At 46.8% G+C, this 22,683-nt stretch carries 16 protein-coding genes and 1 pseudogene; 16 read left to right on the top strand and 1 reads right to left on the bottom strand.

Going from position 1 to position 22,683, the window contains the following annotated elements; translation table 11 throughout:
- Window positions 1–10 precede the first annotated feature (10 nt).
- The 8 genes from DCMF_RS16190 to DCMF_RS16155 all read left to right on the top strand — a co-directional run bounded on the left by DCMF_RS16190 (window position 11) and on the right by DCMF_RS16155 (window position 11,079).
- On the top strand, window positions 11–526 hold the full coding sequence (locus tag DCMF_RS16190; protein ID WP_148135375.1) for a chemotaxis protein CheW: 516 nt from the start codon (window positions 11–13) through the stop codon (window positions 524–526).
- On the top strand, window positions 523–2,250 hold the full coding sequence (locus tag DCMF_RS16185; RefSeq protein WP_148135374.1) for a methyl-accepting chemotaxis protein: 1,728 nt from the start codon (window positions 523–525) through the stop codon (window positions 2,248–2,250). The genes DCMF_RS16190 and DCMF_RS16185 overlap by 4 nt, the downstream gene beginning before the upstream one ends.
- A 57-nt stretch (window positions 2,251–2,307) precedes the next feature.
- Complete coding sequence (locus DCMF_RS16180; RefSeq protein WP_148135373.1) at window positions 2,308–3,123, top strand: CheR family methyltransferase; 816 nt, start codon at window positions 2,308–2,310, stop codon at window positions 3,121–3,123.
- 6 nt (window positions 3,124–3,129) lie between these two features.
- The gene (locus DCMF_RS16175; protein WP_148135372.1) at window positions 3,130–4,155 is read left to right on the top strand and encodes a protein-glutamate methylesterase/protein-glutamine glutaminase; all 1,026 of its coding nucleotides are present in this window, start codon (window positions 3,130–3,132) and stop codon (window positions 4,153–4,155) included.
- 15 nt (window positions 4,156–4,170) lie between these two features.
- The gene (locus tag DCMF_RS16170) at window positions 4,171–6,867 is read left to right on the top strand and encodes a hybrid sensor histidine kinase/response regulator (protein WP_148135371.1); all 2,697 of its coding nucleotides are present in this window, start codon (window positions 4,171–4,173) and stop codon (window positions 6,865–6,867) included.
- A gap of 2 nt (window positions 6,868–6,869) precedes the next feature.
- Entirely contained in the window at window positions 6,870–7,274 is a 405-nt protein-coding gene (locus DCMF_RS16165; protein WP_148135370.1) for a response regulator, read from the top strand.
- 116 nt (window positions 7,275–7,390) lie between these two features.
- Complete coding sequence (locus DCMF_RS16160) at window positions 7,391–8,395, top strand: AEC family transporter (RefSeq protein ID WP_214658658.1); 1,005 nt, start codon at window positions 7,391–7,393, stop codon at window positions 8,393–8,395.
- 245 nt (window positions 8,396–8,640) lie between these two features.
- Window positions 8,641–11,079 (top strand): sodium-translocating pyrophosphatase, encoded by a 2,439-nt coding sequence (locus tag DCMF_RS16155; protein WP_148135368.1) that lies wholly within the window; start codon window positions 8,641–8,643, stop codon window positions 11,077–11,079.
- A gap of 341 nt (window positions 11,080–11,420) precedes the next feature.
- Here the strand turns inward: DCMF_RS16155 and DCMF_RS16150 are convergent, their stop codons facing one another.
- A complete protein-coding gene (locus DCMF_RS16150; RefSeq protein WP_214658657.1) occupies window positions 11,421–13,373 on the bottom strand; it encodes a sigma-54-dependent Fis family transcriptional regulator in 1,953 nt (650 codons plus the stop codon).
- Between the two features lie 451 nt (window positions 13,374–13,824).
- On the opposite strand from DCMF_RS16150, the gene DCMF_RS16145 reads away from it, so the two are divergent.
- From DCMF_RS16145 to DCMF_RS16110, 8 genes and pseudogenes are all read left to right on the top strand, one after another.
- Window positions 13,825–15,492: a (2,3-dihydroxybenzoyl)adenylate synthase gene (locus DCMF_RS16145; protein WP_148135366.1), complete on the top strand. Its 1,668-nt coding sequence runs from the start codon at window positions 13,825–13,827 to the stop codon at window positions 15,490–15,492.
- A 256-nt stretch (window positions 15,493–15,748) separates the two neighbouring features.
- Window positions 15,749–16,144, top strand: a pseudogene (locus DCMF_RS30505) (enoyl-CoA hydratase-related protein); the annotation flags it as partial.
- 31 nt (window positions 16,145–16,175) lie between these two features.
- Window positions 16,176–17,537: an MFS transporter gene (locus DCMF_RS16135; protein ID WP_148135365.1), complete on the top strand. Its 1,362-nt coding sequence runs from the start codon at window positions 16,176–16,178 to the stop codon at window positions 17,535–17,537.
- A gap of 204 nt (window positions 17,538–17,741) precedes the next feature.
- Complete coding sequence (locus DCMF_RS16130) at window positions 17,742–19,346, top strand: acyl-CoA mutase large subunit family protein (RefSeq protein ID WP_148135364.1); 1,605 nt, start codon at window positions 17,742–17,744, stop codon at window positions 19,344–19,346.
- 21 nt (window positions 19,347–19,367) lie between these two features.
- Window positions 19,368–19,787 carry a cobalamin B12-binding domain-containing protein gene (locus tag DCMF_RS16125; protein ID WP_148135363.1) on the top strand — a complete coding sequence of 140 codons (420 nt, stop codon included), beginning with the start codon at window positions 19,368–19,370 and terminating at the stop codon, window positions 19,785–19,787.
- Complete coding sequence (locus DCMF_RS16120; protein ID WP_148135362.1) at window positions 19,784–20,992, top strand: CaiB/BaiF CoA transferase family protein; 1,209 nt, start codon at window positions 19,784–19,786, stop codon at window positions 20,990–20,992. The genes DCMF_RS16125 and DCMF_RS16120 overlap by 4 nt, the downstream gene beginning before the upstream one ends.
- Before the next feature lie 47 nt (window positions 20,993–21,039).
- Window positions 21,040–21,492 (top strand): Zn-ribbon domain-containing OB-fold protein, encoded by a 453-nt coding sequence (locus tag DCMF_RS16115; protein WP_148135361.1) that lies wholly within the window; start codon window positions 21,040–21,042, stop codon window positions 21,490–21,492.
- Complete coding sequence (locus DCMF_RS16110) at window positions 21,492–22,655, top strand: thiolase family protein (protein ID WP_148135360.1); 1,164 nt, start codon at window positions 21,492–21,494, stop codon at window positions 22,653–22,655. Before DCMF_RS16115 ends, DCMF_RS16110 begins: the two co-directional genes overlap by 1 nt.
- The last annotated feature ends 28 nt before the right edge of the window (window positions 22,656–22,683 follow it).

Here is a 22,683-nt window from a genome sequence, read left to right as displayed (position 1 = left end):
GATGCGACAGATGGCTGAGACATTTGTGCAGGAATTAGGGGACCAGGAAGAAGATACGCAGAAAGGGAAGTTCTTAACCTTTTCTATTGGTCCTGAGTTTTATGGGATTGAGATCAAATATGTTACGGAAATTATTGGTATCCAGTCCATTACCGAAGTCCCGGAACTCCCCGAATACGTAAGAGGAATCATTAACCTTAGAGGCAAGATCATTCCCGTCATGGATGTACGGCTTCGTTTTAAAAAGCCCTTTCGGGAGTATAATGACCGCACCTGTGTGATTGTGGTCGATCTGCAGGAAATATCCATCGGACTTATTGTCGATTGTGTCTCGGAAGTCTTGTCCATCCCGGAGCAAGAGATTGTTCCCCCTCCGGATCTCAACAAAGGGGGGAGCAAATTTATCAAAGGAATCGGTAAAGTGGGCAGTGAAGTAAAGCTGATCTTGGATTGCGACAAGCTTCTGAAGCAGGATGAAGCAGAGCTTTTAGAAAATGCGGTCATGAAAGAGGAGGAAATATCATGAAGTGGTTTTATAATTTGAGAATCAGTGTGAAACTTTTGGCCGGCTTTTTTATTGTCGCCATCATCGCCGGGGCTATCGGAGTTATAGGCGTGAAGAATATTAAAGAAATTGAGAGCCTTGATACGGACCTTTATGAGAAGATGACTGCTCCTTTGGGAGAATTGGTGACGATCACTGAATCATACCAGCGCATGCGGGGCAATGTCCGGGATATCATCCTAGCTTCCACGCCGGCAGAATTTGATGATTATGAAAACAGCATTAAACTGAGAAATGATGAGTTTGCCAGCAACCTGGAAAGTTTTAAAAAGACCCTGCTATCCGATGAAGGGGCAGCCGCAATCAAGGATTTAGAGGAGGCGAAGGCCAATTACGATGAGGAAGCTGCCAAAATAATTGAACTGGCCAGAGCAAACAAAGACCAGGAAGCGATTCTTCTCCTCAAAGGTGATGCGGAAACCGCCACTCAGCAAATGGAGGATGCCCTGAAGCTGGTAACAGACCTGAAGGTTCAGTTTGCCAAAGAGGCTGCAGGGAACAATACCCAGACCGCCAATGCCGCCACACGCTCAACCGTCATTTTGTTAATTGTCGGGGTTATTTTGGCCCTGGTGCTGGGCATATTCATTTCTTCCTCCATCAGCAGACCTGTCAAAAAGATTGTGGCGGCCGCAAACAAAATTGCCCAAGGGGATCTGAACGTAAATGTTGATATTCAGACAAAGGATGAAATCGGCATCCTGGCTGCATCTTTCCGCACCATGACGGAGAATATGAATAATGCCCTGTCCCATATCAATGCCGCGGCGGAGCAGGTGGCTTCAGGGGCGAAGCAGGTATCGGCCTCCAGCATGGCCCTTTCTCAGGGCGCCACGGAGCAGGCAAGCTCCATCGAAGAACTTACGGCTTCCCTGGAAGAGATCTCCTCTCAGACCAACCTGAACGCCCAGCATGCCGGCGAGGCAAACACCCTGGCGGAAATCGCCCAGACCAATGCTTTGCAGGGAAATGACCAGATGAAGAGCATGCTCAAAGCCATGGAAGAAATCAATGACGCCTCGTGCAATATTTCCAAAATCATTAAGGTGATTGATGAAATCGCCTTCCAGACTAATATTCTTGCCCTAAATGCTGCCGTAGAGGCGGCCCGGGCCGGTCAACACGGTAAGGGATTTGCCGTTGTGGCGGAAGAAGTGCGCAACCTGGCGGCCCGTTCTGCGAATGCCGCCAAAGAAACCACCGATATGATTGAGGGATCGATCAAGAAAGTGGAAGGAGGTACTAAGATCGCCCATGAAACGGCCGCCGCCCTCAATCAGATTGTAGAGAACGTGGCAAAGGTAACGGGCATTGTGGGCAATATTGCTGCCGCTTCAAACGAGCAGGCCGCCGCCATTGGCCAGGTCAACCAGGGGATTATGCAGGTGTCCCAGGTCGTTCAAACCAACTCGGCCACTTCTGAGGAAAGTGCAGCCGCCAGTGAAGAATTATCCAGCCAGGCAGAACTGTTAAAGGGGCAGGTAAATAGGTTTAAGTTGAAAAGAGTGGGCTTATCCTCCTACAAAGAATTGGAAGAGATCAATCCGGACGTTTTAAGGGTATTGGAAGGTATGGCGGAGAAGAAAAAGAAAAGCAGCCCGGACATAGAGAACTATGAAGAAGCGGCGGCCGCCAAGCCTAAATTGGAAATTGCCTTAAGCGATAAGGAATTCGGCAAATATTAATGCTCTTAGCGCAGGGGGAGATGGTACTCCCCCTGCGTATTAAGGTCGGTGATGCGCGTGATCAACATTACGGAAAAAGAATTTAAAAAAATATCCCATTACATCCAGGCCAATTATGGCATTCAATTAAAAAAAGAAAAGCAGACCCTGGTCACGGGGAGGCTGTACCATGTACTGACCAGTAACAACTTTCGCAATTTTACCGAGTATTATGATTACCTGGTCTCCGATCCAACAGGAGACGCCGCAGGCACCCTGATTGAAAAGATTACGACCAACCATACTTTTTTTATGCGGGAAGCCGACCATTTTCACTATTTTAGGGATCAGGTATTACCCGTACTTGTGGAAACGGCAAAAGACAAAGATTTGCGCATTTGGAGCGCCGGATGCTCCTCGGGCGAAGAACCCTATACCCTGGCCATGATTTTAGATGAATTTCTGGGAAAAGAAAAAAAGTGGTGGGACACCAAGATTTTAGCCACAGATATTTCAAACAGGGTCCTTGATCAGGCTGTGAAAGGGGAATACCCTAATGAGCATCTTACCTCACTCCCGGTGCACTGGAGGAACAATTACTTTAAAAAACTGAACGGAGAAAAGTCTGTTTTGGTAGACCGGATCCGGAACGAAGTGATCTATCGAAAGTTTAATCTGATGGAGAACGTATTTCCTTTTAAGAGGAAATTCCATGTGATCTTTTGCCGGAACGTGATGATCTATTTTAATGATGAGACCAAACTGGATTTGGCGGGGAAATTTTATCACTGGACCGAGCCGGGAGGATATTTATTTGTGGGGCATGCAGAATCATTAAATCGTGACCTGTGCCGGTACAAATATATCATCCCTGCTGTTTATAGAAAGGAGTAGGTAGGAATGGGAAGGAAAATACGCGTTCTAGTTGTGGACGACAGTATGGTGTTCAGAGCGGTACTGTCCAGAGGGATCTCTTCCGACCCTTATATTGAAGTGGTAGATACTGCAGCCGACCCATTCGAGGCCAGGGACAAAATCATCCGCTATCAGCCCGATGTCATGACTTGTGATGTGGAAATGCCGAAGATGAATGGCATAGAATTTATCAAAAGGCTGATGCCCCAATACCCCCTTCCTGTAATCGTAGTCAGTACGATCAGCGCGGCCGTTTTTGATGCGATGAATGCCGGAGCGGTCGATTTTGTGACCAAGCCTGATGTCCAGTCCGCAAAAAATGTGGAAATATTTATTCATGAACTGATTGTAAAGATAAAAATTGCCTCCACAGCCAATGTATCCCCCTTAAAGACAACCCATCCGGGCCAACCGGCCCTGCCCGGGATCAAAGCTGATCTGGGTGATAAAATGATTGCCGTGGGGGCTTCCACAGGAGGCACGGAAGCGATCTATAAGATTTTAAGGGCCTTGCCGGCCAGAATGCCGGGCATGGTCGTGGTCCAGCACATACCTCCTTTGTTTTCCCGCATGTTTGCCGAAAGGCTGCACAACTCTACCCCATTTCAGGTCAAGGAGGCAGAGACAGGAGATGCTGTGGAACCGGGACGTGTTTTGATCGCTCCCGGCGACAAACATATGCGTGTGAAAAAAATAGGAGACAGGTACAAGGTCGAGTGTTTCCCCGGGGACAGGGTAAACGGCCACTGTCCTTCGGTAGACGTACTCTTCGAATCGGTGGCCCAGGAAGCAAAAAATCAAGCAGTCGGTGTCATTCTAACAGGAATGGGTTGCGATGGCGCCAAAGGTCTGCTCCATATGAGACGAAATGGGGCACGAACCATGGGACAGGATGAAAAATCCAGCGTGGTATACGGCATGCCGAAAGTAGCCCTGGAAATAGGAGCGGTGGAAAAACAGATCTCCCTAGAGAATATACCGCTCTGGATCTATAAAATTTTTCATTCCTAATTGAAGGTGGTTTCCATGAGCAAAAAATACCTGAATCAGGCAGACGATAAAATGGCATTTACCCTGTCCTGTATTGGAGACGGGGTCATTACCATTGATCTGGACGGTAAAATCACGTTTATGAATACGGCTGCGGAAGGTTTAACGGGATGGGGGGCGGAAGAGGCCTATGGCCAAGATTTTCAACAGGTTTTTGTAGTCATCGATTATGAAACGGGAGAACCCCTGGAAAGTCTCATGGATTCTGTAGCCAGGATGGATAGGGTAGCCGGACTAAAGAAGGACTCGGCCCTCTTGTTGAGAGACGGGAGAAAAAAGTATATCTCGGCCAACTGTTCCCCGATCAGAAATGCCCGGGGGGAGAATACGGGCATGGTGATCGTTTTTCGGGATATTACCAGAATCAGGCAGGTGGAGGAACAATTAAAAACGGAGCGCAATAATTTTAAGTCCATCTTTGAAGCTGCCCCCATGAGTATGATTATTGTGGATGAACAGTTGATCATTAAGCAGGTAAATCCTACCTTTCTGCGCACGATTGGGAGAAGCGAGAAGGAAGTTGTCGGGCGCAAACTGGGTGAAGGCCTTTTATGCCTCTACAGTTTTGCCAAAGGATGCGGCAATGGGGGAGAGTGCCAATGCTGCGATTTGCGCAATAAGGTGATCCAGCTCTTCCATACGGGTAAGCCATGTCAAGGCTTAATTGTCAAATATCCCAGTAGACTGCCGGAAAAAGAGGTGGAACCCTGGTACAAAGTGAATCTGGTTCCAGTGGCTTTAAATGGCAAAACCCATATTATGATCGCCATCGATGATATTACGGAGCTAAAAAGTGCGGAAGAAGGGTTAAACCGGTATCGCCTCCTTTCCGAAACAGCCCGGGACATTATCCTGTTTGTGGAACGTGACGGCCAAATTATTGATGCCAATGAGGCTGCGGTAAAAGCCTATGGCTATACCCGCACAGAGCTGCTGAATTTAACCATCTTCGATTTGCGCAAGGCAAAAGACTTAGCTCTGAAACAGATGAAACAGGCAGAGCACAAAGGTATTTTCTTTGAGACGACCCATTATCGAAAAGACGGCACTTCTTTTCCGGTGGAAGTCAGCTCCCAGGGGGCCGAACTGGAAGGCAAGCAGATCCTGCTCAGTATCATCCGGGATGTAACGGAGCGAAAACTTGCGGAACAGGTGCTCAAGGAAGCCAAGGAAGAAGCGGAAGCGGCCAGTCGGGCAAAAAGTGAATTCTTGGCAAACATGAGCCACGAAATAAGGACGCCTTTAAATGGTATTGTGGGCATGATCAATCTAACCCTTTCCACCGATTTAAATTTTGAGCAAAAGGACAACCTGGCCACGGCAAAAACATGTGCCGATTCCCTGCTGAATATTATCAACGACATTTTAGATTTTTCCAAGATGGAGGCCGGAAGACTGGTGATCGAGGAGACCAATTTTTCCCTCCGGGAGTGCCTGGAAGAGGTCATTAAAACCCATTCTCCCCGGGCCGTAAGCAAGGGGCTGGAGTTGAACTATACCCTCTCTTCCACCATTCCAGCCTTTTTGGTGGGTGACCCATACCGGCTGCAACAGGTATTGCATAACCTGGTCAGCAATGCCATTAAGTTTACGGAAGCCGGAGAAATCACGGTCTCCATCAAAACCATTGCCCACACCCCGGAATCTGCAGAATTGAAATTTGCCGTATCGGATACAGGGATCGGCATCGCCCAATCTGATTTAGGCAATCTTTTTCAGAGTTTCAACCAAATTGACAGATCCTTTACCCGCAAGTACGGCGGTACCGGCTTAGGGCTGGCCATCTCCAAACAACTGGTGGAGATGATGGGCGGAACCATGGGCGTGGTAAGCGAAAAGGATCGAGGCAGCACCTTCTACTTTTTATTAAAATTCAAGCTGGGCAGACCCGTGCCGGAAGAACCCAAACAGAGGAAGGTTTACCGGTCCAACAACCCATTGCATATTCTCTTAGCCGAAGATGATGCGATCAACCAGAAGGTGATATCCCGCATGTTACAAGAAGGGAAGCATGTGGTGGAAGTGGCCGGCAATGGAAAGGAGGCCATAGATTTGTTTCACCGGCGGGACTTCGATCTCGTTCTTATGGATATTCAAATGCCTGAACTGGATGGGATCGAAGCCACCCGAAGAATAAGAGAGAAGGAGGGAAGCGCCAGGCACACGCCGATTGTGGCCTTGACCGCCTACGCCTTGCAAGGAGACCGGGAAAGATTTCTCTCCATGGGCATGGACGAGTATATCGCCAAACCGATCCAAATGGAAGAATTGTATTACATTTTGGAGAAAATTTCCCCGGCAAAAGATGATCCGCCCAAAAACCTACCCCACGGGGTGTTTATTGATGACCAAGGCAATATTGTTTTTACCAAGAAAAGTGAGTTTCGCATGGATCAGGACATGATTCCGGTGTTGAGGGAAATATTAGCATGTATAGAAGAATTGGAGCCTGCTTTCCAAAAAAACGACCTGGAGGCGGTGGAAAGAATCGCCCATAAAATCAAGGTGCTGTCAAATCGGGTGAATGCGGATGAAATCAAGATCATGGCATTTAAGATTGAACTTGCCGCCCGTCGGGGAACCCTCATCGATATATGGAACTATGTAAAACTAATTAAACATGAATGGGATACCTTTAAAAAATCAACGGTTCTAAACGGAAGGGGGGTGTAGCCATGAGGATTCTAATTGCCGAAGACGATTTATCCAGCAGGAAATTCTTATTTAAATTTCTATCCCAGTTTGGGGAATGCGATATGACGGTAGACGGACTGGAGACCTTAGATGCATTTTTAATGGCCATTAAGGAGGACAAGCCCTATGACCTGATCTGTCTGGATATTATGATGCCGAAAGTGGATGGGGTAAAAATCTTAAAAGCGATCAAAGATTTGGAGGTGCAAAAAGGCATCCTTCCCGAAAAGCGGGTGAAAGTGATTATGACTACGGCTTTGGCAAAGACACAAATTGTCCAGAATGCCTTTGAAGCGGGTTGTGATGCTTATGCCAGCAAACCCATTGATACGGAAAAGCTTGTTGAGGTGCTCCGGAAGCTGGGGCTGATCCAAAATAAAGAATAGGTCTGATGCTTGAAATTAACGTTGTGGTCTGGTAAGATAGGTCCATCCATAGATGATCCATGAAACAACTTTTCGACGAGAGGAAGATAGAGAAGACGTGGGAGGCACGATGTAACGTGGCGATCTTGCGACTTCTCTATTTTGGTTGCCCGGGCACCCAAAGCGGAGGTCGTATGCTGAAAGTATTGATGCAAATTTTGGTATTATTTTTACTGATCGGGGTAGGATATTTCTGTAAAAAAACCAGGCTAATCAGCAATCATATGAACCAGGATGTGGGAAATCTTCTGGTCTATGTTTCCTTACCCGCCATTATCATTGTTTCTTTAAACGGTTTAAGCTTATCGGGAAAACTGCTGGCAGAAAGCGGCCAGTTATTACTGATATCCTTGTGCACCTATCTGATCTTTATTTTATTGTCATACCCTTTGGTCAAGGTGTTGAAAGTAAAGGGCACAACCCGGGATATCTTTCAATTCGGCCTTGTCTTCGGCAATACCAGTTTTATGGGATTTCCTGTGGCATATGCCATTTTTGGAGAACCGGGGATATTTTTTATGGCGGTATTCGATGTCTCTTTTGCCTTGTTTGTGTGGACCTTCGGGGTGATGGTGGTGTGCCGGCCGGCCCAGGAAGCGGCGACGAATCACGCGGTCAGTTCCTGGCTTCCCATGCTGAAGCAAATCGTCAACCCCAGCATCATCGCCGTTGCTATCGGATTCCTTCTCCTGGTCACTTCCACTAAATTACCGGGACCGGTGCATCAATCCCTGCAATTATTAGGAAGCTTAACGACCCCTTTATCCATGATTTTTATTGGTTCTGCTTTAGGAGATATCGAGGTAAGAGTCATTTTCCGGGACCTGAAGGTACTGCTGTGCAGTTTGGAAAGATTACTTTTCCTGCCCCTCATCATCTTCGGTCTATTGAAATTATTCCATTTCACCGGCTACCTGATGAACATACCGGTGCTTTATGCTGCCATGCCTGTGGCAGCCATTACTTCTATTCTATCCGCCAAGTATGGCAACGATTATCACCTGGCGTCCAGATTCATCTTTGTCAGTACTTTGTTGTCTATGGTCACAATTCCCTGTATTGTTTGGGTGCTGCTTCGGTAAGGGGGGGGAAGTGTCCTGGCGGAATGCAAAAAAATTGCGATCTGTAGAGATTTATTTCTATAATTGTCCATAACCTTGACGTGAATTTGCCGAAAGTTCTATAATGGTGCATATTGAATAATCTATTTACCCATATTATAATATAATAGCTGTTGTTGAGGGAGCGCTTCCCACAAAGTAAGGAACTTTATGAGTTCCATTATTTTACATAGATTCTATAATTTTAAAGGGAGTGATTTGAACAAATGGATGCAATATCCAAAAAGAAAACGGCGAAAGCGATGTTTAAAGGATTATTTACTATGCTTATGTTACTGCTTTCGCCGGCCATGGCCTTTGCCAGTGAAGCCAACCTGAAGATTCCGGAATTAACGCCGGCGCAGAATACTTCACTTACATTCGGCATCGGGGTTTGTCTTTTGGGCATGCTCTTTGGTTTCTACCAATTTACCAGAGTAAAAAAGATCCGGGCCCACAAATCCATGCTGGATGTGGCAAATATCATTTATGAAACCTGCAAAACCTATCTGGTCCAACAGGGTAAATTTCTCTTAATTCTGCTTGCTTTCATTGCTATTTGTATTGCCTTCTACTTCGGCTTCCTCCAAGGCACATCCGTAGGCGGGGTGCTGCTGATTCTGTGCTGGACGGTGATCGGCATTCTGGGTTCTTACAGTGTAGCCTGGTATGGGATCCGCATGAATACCCTGGCCAACAGCCGGATGGCTTTTGCCGCTTTGGAAAGAAAGCCTTTGAAGCTTTTAAATATCCCCCTGGATGCGGGCATGAGCATTGGTGTGCTGCTCATCTGCGTGGAATTGATCATGATGCTGATCATTCTGATTTTTGTACCCCGGGAACTGGCCGGGGCCAGCTTTATCGGCTTTGCCATCGGTGAGTCCTTGGGAGCCAGCGCCTTGCGTATTGCCGGGGGTATCTTCACCAAGATCGCCGACATCGGCTCCGACCTGATGAAAATCGTCTTTAAGATTAAAGAAGACGACCCGCGGAACCCGGGCGTGATTGCGGACTGCACGGGGGACAACGCCGGAGACAGCGTAGGACCGACGGCGGACGGATTCGAGACTTACGGTGTGACCGGTGTGGCCTTAGTGTCCTTTATTGTGCTGGCAGTGGACAGCTCCCTGCAGAGCACCATGTTGACCTGGATCTTTGTGATGCGGATTTTAATGATCATCACCTCCATCGCTTCTTTCTATGTGAACAAAGTATTCAGCCAGGCGAAATACAGCAACAAAGACGACTTCGATTTCGAACAGCCCCTGACCAATCTGGTGTGGATTACCTCGATCCTTTCCATCATCGTCACCTTTGCCATCAGCTACCTGATGCTGGGACCGGGATCAGAACTGGATCAAATGGCGCAGGGCCTCTGGTTCGTGCTCTCCATCATCATCAGCTGCGGCACCCTGGGGGCGGCCTTGATCCCCGAATTCACGAAAATATTCACCAGCCCCAAGTCCTCTCACGTGGCGGAAGTAGTGAAAGCGTCCCGGGAAGGGGGTTCTTCCTTAAATATCTTATCCGGTTTAGTAGCGGGTAATTTCAGCGGTTTCTGGATGGGCATGGTCTTCTTCGGCTTAATGTTTGCCGCCTATTTTGCCAGCGGATACGGATTAGGGGAAATCATGATTTATCCCTCCATTTTCGCGTTTGGTTTGGTGGCCTTTGGCTTCCTGGGCATGGGTCCTGTGACCATTGCCGTAGACAGTTACGGACCGGTCACGGATAATGCCCAGTCCATCTACGAACTATCCTTAATCGAATCCATCCCCGATATCGAAAAAGAAATTCAGGGAAAATTCGGCTTCAAACCTGATTTTGAAAAAGCCAAACATTATCTAGAGGCCAACGACGGTGCGGGGAACACCTTCAAGGCCACGGCGAAACCCGTCTTAATCGGTACGGCTGTGGTAGGCGCCACCACCATGATCTTCTCCTTAATTCTCGTCATCCGGAATGTCTTAGGGGTGGAGCCGGAAACCATCCTCAACATTTTGAACCCCTACACCATCTTAGGCTTCCTGTGCGGGGGCGCGGTAATCTACTGGTTTACCGGAGCGTCCACCCAGGCCGTAACCACGGGGGCCTACCGGGCGGTAGAATATATCAAAAAGAACATCTCCCTGGACGAAAATGCCAACCAGAAAGCGGCCACAGAAAAGTCCAAAGAAGTGGTCAAAATATGTACCCAGTATGCTCAGAACGGCATGTTCAACATCTTTATCGTCATCTTCTCCTTTGCCATGGCCTTTGCCTGCCTGTCGGCCCCGAAAAACAGCAATGAACCGGTAGCCCTCTTTGTAGCCTACCTGATTTCCATTGCCGTATTTGGACTGTACCAAGCGGTATTTATGGCCAATGCGGGCGGATGCTGGGATAATTCCAAGAAGGTAGTAGAAGTAGACCTGAAAGAAAAAGGCACTCCCTTGCATGATGCCACAGTAGTGGGGGATACGGTGGGAGATCCCTTTAAAGATACCTCCTCCGTAGCGCTGAACCCGATCATTAAATTCACCACCTTATTTGGTTTGCTGGCCATGGAAATGGCGATTTCCGAATCCTTCCGGAATATTGCGCCCACGATCGGCTTTGTCTTCCTGGCCATTGCCCTGTTCTTCGTCTGGCGTTCCTTCTATGGCATGAGGATTCAGGATAAGTAGAAAATATCTATTTTGGTTTTGCAATTTAAACAGCAACCTCACAACAAATACCTGTTGTGAGGTTGTTTTTTCATACCGCTTTTTTAAGCTTCAATATGGTATTCGTCTATTTTTCTGGGGGTAACCAGGGGGAACCGTCCTCTGGCTATTCTGGCTGTGGATGCAAAATGGGAAAAATTATTAGCTCGATGCAAATAAGGGGCAAATTTGCGACGGCCTCCCATAGGGAGGCCTAAAATGAAATTGTCGAATGCAGAAAGAAGCGGAGGACTGGGAATAGATAAGACAGGGTCAGAAATCGATCCTGTCTTTAGTTTACCCAAAAATCCTGATAGATTTTTTTAAATCCCGATGTTGTAGTCGTCTATCTTTCTGTAGAGGGTTGTTCTTGAGATGTTAAGGATTTTTGCAACCTTTGCCCGGTTGCCATTATGCTCTTCTAATAGGGAGATTATCAGTTGCTTTTCATATTCCTTCAAAGGTACTTGGCTGCCGGCCGCGATGTTTTTTGGCGTGCCGTTGGGACTGAACATAAATTCCGGCAAGCTTGCGGGAATAATAGTGTTGCCGTTTGTAATATTTATCGCTCTCTCCAAAATATTTTGCAGTTCCCTGATATTACCTGGCCAGTGATAGCTGCCGAATATCTCCAATACTTCGTCGCTTATGAACTTTACATTCGTATTCAATCTTTGATTCAAGATATTAAGGAAATACGTTGCCAGTGTGCTTATATCGTCTTTTCTTTTCTGCAGGGGAGGAATGTTGATGGTTAAAACATTTAATCTGTAGTATAAGTCTCTCCTGAAATTCCCGATTTTAATTTCCTTCAAAAGGTCTTTGTTGGTAGCGGCGATGATACGCACATCTACGGGGATTATTTCTTTACCTCCTATTCGGACAATCGAGCTTTCCTGTAGAACTCTCAACAGAATCGCCTGAAGATCGAGAGACATCTCGCCTATTTCATCAAGGAAAAATGTGCCTCCGTCAGCCAATTCGAATTTCCCCGGGTTACCTCCTTTTTTTGCTCCGGTGAATGCTCCCTCGGCATAGCCGAATAGTTCACTTTCAATCAACCCCCGAGGCAGAGCGGCACAGTTGATACCCAGGAAAGGACCTGACCGCCGCGGCCCGGCATTGTGAATGGACTGGGCAAAAATTTCCTTCCCTGTACCGCTTTCACCCAGCAATAAAACATTGGAAACGCTGTTGCCCGCAGCCTTGGCAAGTTTGATGGTTTCTTTGAATTTGGTGTTATTGCCGATGATATCGTGGAATGTGTAGCGGGCCCGCGCTCCCACCATCCCATTGACCAGTTTTTTCATCATTTTCATTTCCCGTAGGACCAATACCATGCCGATAATTTGATTGTCCCGGGAGTGGATCAGCCGGTGGGTGACGGTAAAACTTCCCTCATCCATGAAAAATATGTCACCGTTGGATATCTTGAAACAGTTTTCAATCTTGTCGCAAAGAGGGTGGTGGGATCCGAGCACCTGGCGCAAAAGAGTGCCCACAATTTCCTTCATGGGCCGGTCGATTTTCAGAATCCTTCTGGCCGTATTGTTGATATGGGTTACCGCTCCCTCTGTGGTCAAGGCCACAATGCCCTCGTCGATGGATTCCATAATGGCAGTCTTATAGGTGTTGGAGATAGCGATTTGTTTAAAGGATGTTTGCATCTGCAGGTTGTCTTTAATGGCATTTACGCCGGCCACCACCATGCCCAGGGTATGTAAATGGACCTGATCGCATTCCCCGGTCATGGAGAGCACGCCCAGGATGGCCCCGTTTTCATCGAAGATGGGCGCGGAGGAGCAGGTCCAGCTGTGGAAGGATGTTAAATAGTGTTCCGCCGCAAAAACTTGAATCGGGGCCCGAGTCAGGAGAGAAAGACAGATAGAATTGGTGCCCAGGGATTCCTCGGTCCAGATGTCTCCAATATGGGTCCCTGCTTTTTTGACGATTTTGTCCTCGCCTACCAGGTCAAGAATCATGCCGTTTTTGTCGGCCAAGGAGATGAGAAAGCCTGTCCCCTGCACGAAATCGAAAAGGTTTTTCATGATGGACAAGGAAGTATTAATAAATTGTTGCTGGTCCGATAATTCTTTTTCGATCGTGTCCGGGGCCGTTCTTTGGATGCGGAAAACATTGGGATCGATGCCCAGCGCCTTGCTCCGTCCCCACGACTCGGCGATGACAGGCCTTACTGTGGGGTCAATACTGCTGTCATGGACAAAGGTTTCCCACGCTTTTTTCAGTGATTCTTTTCTGGTCTCCAGAGTTTCCATCAATGCCATCTCCCATCAAGAAAAATATCCGCCTAGGATGTCCATATATATTACATGTCCAATAATGTTACAGTGACACTGCAACAGATGAAACATCAACTCCTGCAAAAATGTACATTTAATGAACAATAATTGAGCTACTTTTATCATACATCTCATTTCGAAGCTTGTAAATCGTGATCTGCATTTTGGGCAGTTCTCTTGAATTATTCCAAGATTACCAACAATACACTGCCGAAAGAGCTAAAAAATTAACAGAATTAAAGGAAAAAATAAAAAAATTGCAGAATGAGCTTTTTTTGGTACCTTTCTTGCATATTTTTAATTTTTGAAAATTGCTGGCAATTCAGTACTGTCAAGATAATCAAATTGGAGGGAAAGCAAAAGATGAGAGTGTGATCTGGCCGCTGACGTCTCGGGTAGTCACAGAATAATAGAATGGAGGGAAGACATGTTAAATGAAGTTATCCCCTACAGGCCCGAATTGGCTAAGTTTTACAAAAAAAGAGGGTACTGGAAAGAGGAAATTTTCACAGATGAATTTGACCGGATGGCCCGTCGTTTCTGGGACAAAGAAGCACTGGTCGGCGGAGATCAAAGATACACCTACGGTGAGCTGAAGACAAAATCAGACAGGCTGGCCATGCATTTTCTGCACATGGGGCTGAAAAAAGAAGACAGAGTAGTGATACAGCTTCCCAACATACCTGAATTTTTAGTTATATATCTGGCTATGCAAAAAATAGGTGTTATTCCGGTGATGTGTTTGCAGCAACACAGGTATACAGAGATATCGTATCTCGCCAAAAAAGCCGGCGCCATAGGATACGTGGTAGCCGGCACTTTCCGCGGTTACGATTATCGGGAGCTGGTTGAAGAAGTCAAAGCCAATATGCCTGAGATGAAGTACTGCATGATAGCCGGGCTTGGCGAGGAATGCCCCAAAGGCTATTATTCCATTCACGATCTGATGGATGATCCGATTGAGCAGAGAATGTCGCCTGAAATTCTCGAGCTTGCCCATCCCAGTCCGGATGATATATGTATCCTTCTTCTTTCCGGCGGGACAACCGGTATGAACAAGCTGATACCGCGTGAATATAACGCCTACAGGTATGTGGGTTATGAGTCCAGCTGGGAGTGCGCGCTTACCATGTATACAAGGTATCTGTGCGTTGCCCCGGTGGCGCACAATTTTGTTTTAAACGCTCCTGGAATCCAGGGCTGTCTCATGTTTGGCGGAACAGTTGTCATGGGTACCTCTACCCGGATAGAAGATATTTGTGCATTAATTGAAAAAGAAAAGATTACCCACGTGCCAATGGTTCCCGCTATGATTATTAAACTATTAGATTTTGAAGATAGGCCTAAATATGATCTCTCATCTTTAGAGATTATCATTAATGGTGCATCTAAGCTTGAGTACAACGCAGCCATTAGAGTAGTGCCTGAATTAAAATGCAAACTGATTTCCCAGTTCGGCATGTCTGAAGGTACGATCACGCAAACGAGTTTGTTGGATACATGGGAGGTTAATTATACTACGATCGGGTTGCCTGTATCCCCGGATGACGAGTACAAATTTATGGCTGTAGATGGCTCCGGAGAGGTTCCTTTCGGAGAGGACGGGGAGATTTGGTTCCGTGGTCCGTATACGATCAGGGGTTACTGGGACGAGCCTGAGAAAAATAAAGAGGCCTTTTCGGAAGACGGTTTTTATAAGAGCGGCGATATTGCCAGAATGCATCCAAGCGGCAGGGGCCTAATAATCTCCGGCCGTATTAAGGACCTGATCAACCGAGGCGGAGAGAAATTCGCCTGCTCGGAAGTTGAGAACCTGCTTCTCAAGCATCCCAAAGTACATAACTGCGCCTTGGTTGCAATGCCTGATAAGATACTGGGAGAAAAAGGCTGTATGTTTGTAAGCCTGAATAATAAAGACGACACGCTCACGCTGGAAGAAGTTTGCGAGTTCCTGGGAGGGAAACTGGCTAAATTCAAGTTGCCTGAACGGCTTGAAGTGCGTGATGAGTTAGTGGAAACCAATGTAGGAAAAATTGAAAAGAAATTATTGCGGGTTGAAATCCAGGAAATTATGGAAAAAGAGGGCTTACTCTAAGTCAAGGAGTTAAGAAGGTAGCCGGAGCGGATTGCAGGAGTAAATTGCGATCTGCTCCGGTTACAAAGCAATAATTTAAACAACTTAAATTTAGGAGGCGCTTTTAAATTTATCAAGCAAGTTGAAAACAGGCCGAAAGATATTATTGAGTGTGTATACTGCAATACCTGCATGGAAAGAGACCAGACTTGGGAACCGGTCATTTGCATCGTAGCAGAAAAGAAATTAGCCAAATTAGGCAAAAAGGCAATCTAAGGAAGTCGGCAGCTTCGACGCCGGATACGGAAGCGCCTATCTGGCACGGATAGTGGGCGAAAAAAAGCCCGGGAAATATGGTTCCTTTGCCAACAATACACTGCAGAAGAATCCTTGCAGATGGGACTGGTAAACAAAGTAGTTCCTCCTGAGCAATTGGAGGAGGAAGTGGAAAAGAACCGCTCTTACGGCTCTGAAAGCATCCTTTAACGCTGATACTGAGTCGGTCTGGGGAATCCATTCCATGGCCGGGGTGGCCTTAAATATGTATTATGGAACTGACGAAGCAGTGGAGGGAAAGAATGCTTTTTTAGAAAAGGAAAACCTGACTACGGCAAGTACCGGAGGTGATTATTATTCAATCATAGAGATTATTTTAGGGGAGATGGTTTATTAGTTGGTCAAAAAAAAGTAGGGAGGCAAAAGTGATGCATTCGGTTAATGTAAATAAAGTTATTGATGAGAGTAAATTCAATGGCTATCACCTCCTAATCCTGATTTTATGTTCCTGTGCAATTATATTCGACGGATATGACCTGGTGGTTTACGGTACCATTGTCCCTGTTTTAATGAAAGATTGGAATATATCGCCGGCGCAGGCGGGGGCGCTTGGCAGCTATGCACTTTTTGGAATGATGATAGGCGCCTTGGTTTTTGGGCCACTTGCCGACAAAATTGGAAGGAAAAAAGTAATCCTGATGTGTCTGACACTATTTGGACTCTTTACTCTGATGGTGGGTTTCGCTCAAGGACCAAACCAATTTGGGTTATTCCGCTTTATCGCAGGGCTAGGGCTAGGCGGAGTCATGCCCAACTTAATTGCCATGATTACAGAGTATTCTCCAAAGGCAATCCGCAGCACGCTTGTAACAATTATGTTTAGCGGTATGCAAGTGGGCGCAATGATTGCAGCCGGGGTGGGCATAGCTGTTATTCCATCTTTCGGTTGGAGGGGGATGTTCTTTATAGGTGGTTTACCGCTGTTGCTATTACCATTGTTTCTGATCTTCATGCCCGAATCAATGAATCTCTATGTTGCCAAAAATCAGGATGAAAGAATTCAGAAATGGTTAAAGAAACTCAGTCCGGGTTACAAGCCGGTGGAAGGAGAAAAATATTCTCTGGGGGCAGCAAAGGCAAAGGGTATGCCGGTGGTAAGTTTGTTTGAGAACAATAGGACAAGAAGCACCAGTATGTTCTGGGTAACAATGTTTATGAGTTTACTGATGACTTACGCCTTACAAACATGGCTTCCCAAGCTAATGCAAAACGCAGGGTACTCCATGGGTTCAAGCCTGTTATTCATGGTGATTTGCAACGTAGGGGCCATTATCGGAGCCGTCATCGGCGGATTACTCGCGGACAGAATAAATGGCAGAAAAGTAATAATAGTATTTTATGCTATATCCTTCATCGCGATCTGCCTGCTCAGCTTTAAATCCAGTACATTTATTATCTCAATTCTGGTTACCATTGCCGGGGCTACTACAATGGGCACTCAAATTGTCTGTAATGCCTATGTTTCTCAATATTACCCCAATAATGTTCGATCTACCGGGATTGGGTGGTCTTTAGGTATAGGACGTCTAGGAGGAATTTTTGGCCCTATGATGGTTGGGTCTCTACTCTCGATGAACCTTTCACTCCAGCTAAACTTTATAGCAATAGCTATTCCCGGTTTAATTGCGGCTTTCGCCATGATGATCGTACAGGAAAAATATAACAGTGCCAGCACTTTGGCAACTTCCCGTGAGAAGCTGGAAGCAGATATAGGGAATAAGGCCCTGTAGACTGTATTATTGTTGATGGACGGGGTATTAAGAACCCGATGGCTTTCCCCGGGAAGCTGATTCCCGGGGAAAGCACCATTTATGAGACCATTCGAGATTGGTAGGCATTTCAGCATCCATATAGGACCTGGCTACCCTTGCGGAGAAATTGAGAAACTGCACCAAATTAATTAATAGCAGAAGAATAACAGGGTGGTGAATGACATGATGCAAAAAGAAAAAAAATATCAGACCATGTCTGGGGTTCCTTTAAAGGAATTATATTCTCCGACTGATCTGGAAAGCATGGGATTTGATTATAACAAGGACCTGAACAGTTCCGGGCAGTACCCATTTACCAGAGGAATCAAACCCGGAATGTACAGGGATGAGCTATGGATAATGGGCCAGTATTCAGGGTTTGGCTCTGCGGAGGAAGCAAACCTTCGCCTCCGGTATTTGCTGGAGCAGGGGCAGACTGGATTTTCAATCGCTCTTGACCTGCCTACCCAAATAGGACTGGATTCAGATAATTCTCTTTCCGGCGGTGAAGTTGGCAAGGTGGGTGTAGCCATCGACAGTATTGAAGATATCGAAAAACTGTTTGACGGCATACCCCTCGAAAAAATACGCCAGATAAGGACTACAGCCAACGCTATCGGGCCAATGATGACAGCGCTTCTTGTGGGCTTTGCCGAAAAAAACGGCATAGATCCCAATAAGATCAAAGTTCTGCTCCAGAATGACCCGCTGAAGGAATGTTTTGCGCGCGGCGCATATATTTTCCCTCCTGACGCAGCTGTAAAACTGGCCGTAGACGTGATTGAGTACTGTTCCCAAAGGCTCACCAACTGGGTTCCCATGGCACTAAGCGGCTACCACATCAGGGAAAGCGGCGCTACGGCGGCTCAGGAACTGGCCTTTTGTTACGCGGATGGAATTAGTTATTTTAATGAAGCAGTGGCGCGGGGAGTGAGCATAGACCAGTTTGCGCCTCAAATGTACACCTTCTTTGCGTCTCAGATTGACCTACTGGAAGAAGTCGCTAAGTTCAGGGCTGCCCGAAAAATCTGGGCCAAAATTATGAAGGAGAGATATGGAGCGCAAAACCCTGACTCCATGAAGCTTAGTATTCTGGCATATACAGCCGGGAGTACGCTGATCGCCCAGCAGCCGCTCAACAACATAGTCAGGGTGACCATAGAGACTTTAGCGGCAATTCTGGGAGGAATTCAGACACTTGCCACCTCGTCTTATGATGAGGCTTTCTCGATACCTACCGAAGAAGCGGTAACAGTGGCGCTGCGTACGCAGCAGATAGTCGCCAATGAATCGGGAGTGATAAATACGGTTGACCCGTTAGGCGGCAGTTATGCCATCGAGAGCCGGACGTCAGAGATAGAAAAAGAGGTTTATGAATACATAGAACGCATTGACAATATGGGTGGCGCCGTTCAATGCATAAAAGCCGGGTACTTTCAAAGAGAGCTGGCCAAAGAGGCGTATAGATTCCAGAAGTCAATAGGAGGCAAGGAAAGAATAATAGTGGGACTGAATGCTTATCAGAACGATGAAGAGGAAGATATCCCGATCTTTGTAACCGACCAGGCGTCCGAGACGAAGCAGATCAAAAGATTGAATGAACTGAAAGGGCGGCGCGACGCCGCGCAGGTGGCCAAAGCAATAGAAAAACTGCGCAGGGATGCTTCCAAGGGTAAAAATATTGTACCGGCAGCAATCGAGGCAGCAAAGGCATATGTCACCTTAGGCGAAATGACAGATTGTCTAAAAGAAGTTTACGGCGCTTTCACAGATCTCGGGGTATATTAAACAGCTGGAGGTAGCGTGGCAATGGATAAGAAGATAAGGGTTTTAATTGCAAAACCCGGACTGGATGGACATGACCGGGGGGCAAAGGTTATTGCCAGTACTTTAAGAGATGCGGGGATGGAAGTGGTATATACCGGCCTGCGTCAGACTCCTGAGCTGATTGTGGCCTCGGCGATCCAGGAAGACGTCCAGGTGATAGGATTAAGCATATTATCAGGAGCGCATAACGTGCTGGTTAAAAATATCATGGCCCGGCTTCAACAGGAGGGGGTAAATGATATCCTGGTGCTGGTAGGCGGAATTATTCCGCAGGCTGACAGGCAGGGCTTAAAGGAAATGGGTGTAGGCGCCGTTTTCGGCCCCGGCAGCCAGGCGGAAGAAATAGTCGGCTGTATTGAAGCTCATTTTAAAGAAAACAATAAGGGGGTAATGGCTCCATGAAACCATTGGAAGGAATAAGAGTACTGGCCTGCGAAACACAAGTGGCCGTTCCTTTTTGCACCCAGATGCTGGCCGATATGGGCGCTGAAATAATTAAGATCGAAACTCCGGGTCGGGGCGACGCCGCCAGAGAACCGGGTCCCATTTTAAAAAATGCCAAGGGAGAGAAAGTCAGCGGATATTTTTTGCGGTTTAACCGTAATAAAAAGAGTATCACCGTAAATTTAAAAGATCCTCAGGGCCTGGAAATAGTAAAAGATCTAATCAAAAGCAGCGATGTGATGCTGGAAAATTTGAAACCTGGCACACTTAAGAAAATGGGCCTTGGCTATGAGGATGTAAAAGAAATAAATCCTAAGATCATTTATGGTTCTGTCAGCGGTTTTGGGCAGATGGAAGAACTTAAAGGGCCTTATTCGGAAAGGCCTGCTTATGACATCATTATTCAGGCGATGGGCGGGTTGATGCACCTCATTGGTGCTCAAGACGGACCGCCGCTTCACCCCATGATTGCATTCGGAGATGTCGTTCCCGGAATGCTGATGGCATATGCCGTAAGCCTGAGCCTTTATAAAAGGGAGAAGACAGGTCTTGGTGAGTATATAGATATTGCTATGTTTGATGTGATGATGGCTCTGACGGAAAGAGCCCTGACCACATATTCATTTACCGGAAAGGTCATGAGCCGCGGTAAGGAAAGTCTGATTCATCCATGGGGCGCTTACAAGACCAAAGACGGATATGTGGCTATCATTGTTCAGGAATCTAAGATGTGGAAACGTTTTTGTGATGCAATTGGCCAACCTGAGTTATTTGAAAAACCCCAGTTCGCTGATTCCATGCTGAGGGCAAAAAATCGCCAGGAACTGGACCCGATCATTGAGGAATGGATGACCCAATATACCTCAGAAGAGGTTACCGAAAAGCTTTTGGCGGCAGGACTTCCCTGCGGCCCGGTAAGAAACTCAGAGCAAATCTATAACTGCGACCAGGCAAATGCCCGCCGCATGTGGATTGAGGCTGATGACCCGGTGGCGTCGACGATCAAATTGGTCGGCAGCCCCGTTAAATTAGGCAGTATGCCTGCACCTACAAAGGCTAAATCCGCTCCGCTTTTGGGTGAGCATACCGAAGAAGTATTGTCGTCAGCTCTTGGTTACAGCAAGGAAAAAATAGAGACTCTCAAGGATGAAAAAATAGTCTAGAAGGCTCTGTTTATTTAAATAATTAGCAAAAGGGGTGAGTGGCTGCAATGGCAAATGAAGAGAAGGTTGTAATACCTATTAAAAAAGACATGTGGGAAATATCCGGGGATGGGACGGTAAATTTGATCGGCAGTAAATGCCTTTCCTGCGGAGAGCTGTTTTTTCCGGAACAGGCAAAAAACATTTGTACGCACTGCCAGAGCAATAATCTTGAGAAAATTAAATTAGACGGTCATGGAACAATTATGAGTTTTACGGTGGTTGAACAAAAACCGGCAGGCGGTTTTTACTTCGGTCCCGTACCGTATGCTTACGGCTGGGTGACACTGAATGACGGAGTAAGCATTGAAACGTTGTTTACCGGCTGTGAACTGGATGAACTTAAAGTGGGTATGGAAGTAGAAGTTGTTGTGGAGAAACTTCATGATAATGCTGAAGGGGCTGAAGTGCTGACTTATAAATGTAAGCCGGTGAAAAAACAGGCAGGGGGGCCCAGATAATGAAACCATTAAATCAAATGAGGCAGGTTTATGTAGCAGGTATTGGAATGACCAGGTTTAACGCATACCCGGATGACGTTAAATGGTTTGATCTGGGTGCAGAGGCTATCCTTAGTATATTAAAAGATGCTGAGATGCAGTGGTCTGATATCCAGGCAGCTTTCTGCGGCAGCGTTTACCAGGGGACAGGGTCCGGACACCAGGCAATAAAAGAAGTTGGGCTTACGGGAATTCCCATTGTAAATATCGAGAATGCATGTTCCAGCGGAGGATCTGCCTTCAGGCTGGCTTATCAATCGGTAGCGGCTGAAATTTATGACTGCGTTCTTGTACTCGGTATGGAGAAAATGCCCAGGGGTCCCATTCCCAGCACAGCCTTTAGACCGTGGGAGCTTGAAATGGGTTTTAACCTGCAGCCTGCCAATTATGCTAATGAAACTTTGGAATATATGATTCAAAGCGGTGCAACGGTTGAAGACTTCGCCCGTGTCAGCGTAAAAAACCGCAAAAACGGTTCGTTAAATCCCCTGGCGCGCTTTCAAAAGCTTGTTACCATAGAAGAAGTAATGGCGTCCAGGCCGATAGCATCACCGCTCAGGCTTTTACACTGCTGCCCTCTGGCTGACGGAGCTGCCGGATTCATCCTTTGCAGCAAAGACAAATTAAAGTCGGCAAGTAATGCTTTGACCGTTGCCGGCTCAGTGCTTACAACGGGAGTATATGGCGACCCCTTTTATCAGTCGGCGCAAAAACATAGCATTAAATTCCCGCCCAAAGAGGGCATGACAGAAATGTCTGCCAGAATGGCTTATGAAGAGGCAGGGATCGGACCCGAAGATATTGACTTGGCTCAGGTATATGACAGTATGTCTCCATCCGAATTATGGGACATTGAAAAATTGGGCTTGTGCCCGAAAAATGAGGCGCCAAGTCTGCTAAGAGCTGGTAAATTTGACATTGGCGGGGATTTGCCCACCAACACAGACGGAGGACTTATGTCATGCGGCCATCCGCTGGGAGCTACAGCCTGCAGGCAAATATATGAGATTGCATTACAGCTCAGAGGCGAAGCCGGTCCACGACAGGTTGAGGGTGCAAAAGTCGGCATGACCCATGCCTCGGGGGCAGGCCCCAATGCCTCGTGTACGATTCTTAAAAAATAATTAAAATTATTATGTGAGGAGTGGCAAA

The sequence above is a fragment of the Candidatus Formimonas warabiya genome, from assembly GCF_002777255.1.
GTDB classification, from domain to species: Bacteria; Bacillota; Dehalobacteriia; order Dehalobacteriales; family Dehalobacteriaceae; genus Formimonas; species Formimonas warabiya.
This window is presented reverse-complemented; position numbering and strand designations above follow the sequence as displayed.

Excerpts from the sequence above, each read along its gene's own strand:
- DCMF_RS16190 (WP_148135375.1), top strand. The coding sequence starts at position 11 with ATGGCTGAGACATTTGTGCAGGAATTAGGGGACCAGGAAGAAGATACG.
- DCMF_RS16185 (WP_148135374.1), top strand. The coding sequence starts at position 523 with ATGAAGTGGTTTTATAATTTGAGAATCAGTGTGAAACTTTTGGCCGGC.
- DCMF_RS16175 (WP_148135372.1), top strand. The coding sequence starts at position 3,130 with ATGGGAAGGAAAATACGCGTTCTAGTTGTGGACGACAGTATGGTGTTC.
- DCMF_RS16170 (WP_148135371.1), top strand. The coding sequence starts at position 4,171 with ATGAGCAAAAAATACCTGAATCAGGCAGACGATAAAATGGCATTTACC.
- DCMF_RS16165 (WP_148135370.1), top strand. The coding sequence starts at position 6,870 with ATGAGGATTCTAATTGCCGAAGACGATTTATCCAGCAGGAAATTCTTA.
- DCMF_RS16155 (WP_148135368.1), top strand. The coding sequence starts at position 8,641 with ATGGATGCAATATCCAAAAAGAAAACGGCGAAAGCGATGTTTAAAGGA.
- DCMF_RS16150 (WP_214658657.1), bottom strand. The coding sequence starts at position 13,373 with ATGGAAACTCTGGAGACCAGAAAAGAATCACTGAAAAAAGCGTGGGAA.
- DCMF_RS16145 (WP_148135366.1), top strand. The coding sequence starts at position 13,825 with ATGTTAAATGAAGTTATCCCCTACAGGCCCGAATTGGCTAAGTTTTAC.
- DCMF_RS16135 (WP_148135365.1), top strand. The coding sequence starts at position 16,176 with ATGCATTCGGTTAATGTAAATAAAGTTATTGATGAGAGTAAATTCAAT.
- DCMF_RS16130 (WP_148135364.1), top strand. The coding sequence starts at position 17,742 with ATGATGCAAAAAGAAAAAAAATATCAGACCATGTCTGGGGTTCCTTTA.
- DCMF_RS16125 (WP_148135363.1), top strand. The coding sequence starts at position 19,368 with ATGGATAAGAAGATAAGGGTTTTAATTGCAAAACCCGGACTGGATGGA.
- DCMF_RS16120 (WP_148135362.1), top strand. The coding sequence starts at position 19,784 with ATGAAACCATTGGAAGGAATAAGAGTACTGGCCTGCGAAACACAAGTG.
- DCMF_RS16115 (WP_148135361.1), top strand. The coding sequence starts at position 21,040 with ATGGCAAATGAAGAGAAGGTTGTAATACCTATTAAAAAAGACATGTGG.
- DCMF_RS16110 (WP_148135360.1), top strand. The coding sequence starts at position 21,492 with ATGAAACCATTAAATCAAATGAGGCAGGTTTATGTAGCAGGTATTGGA.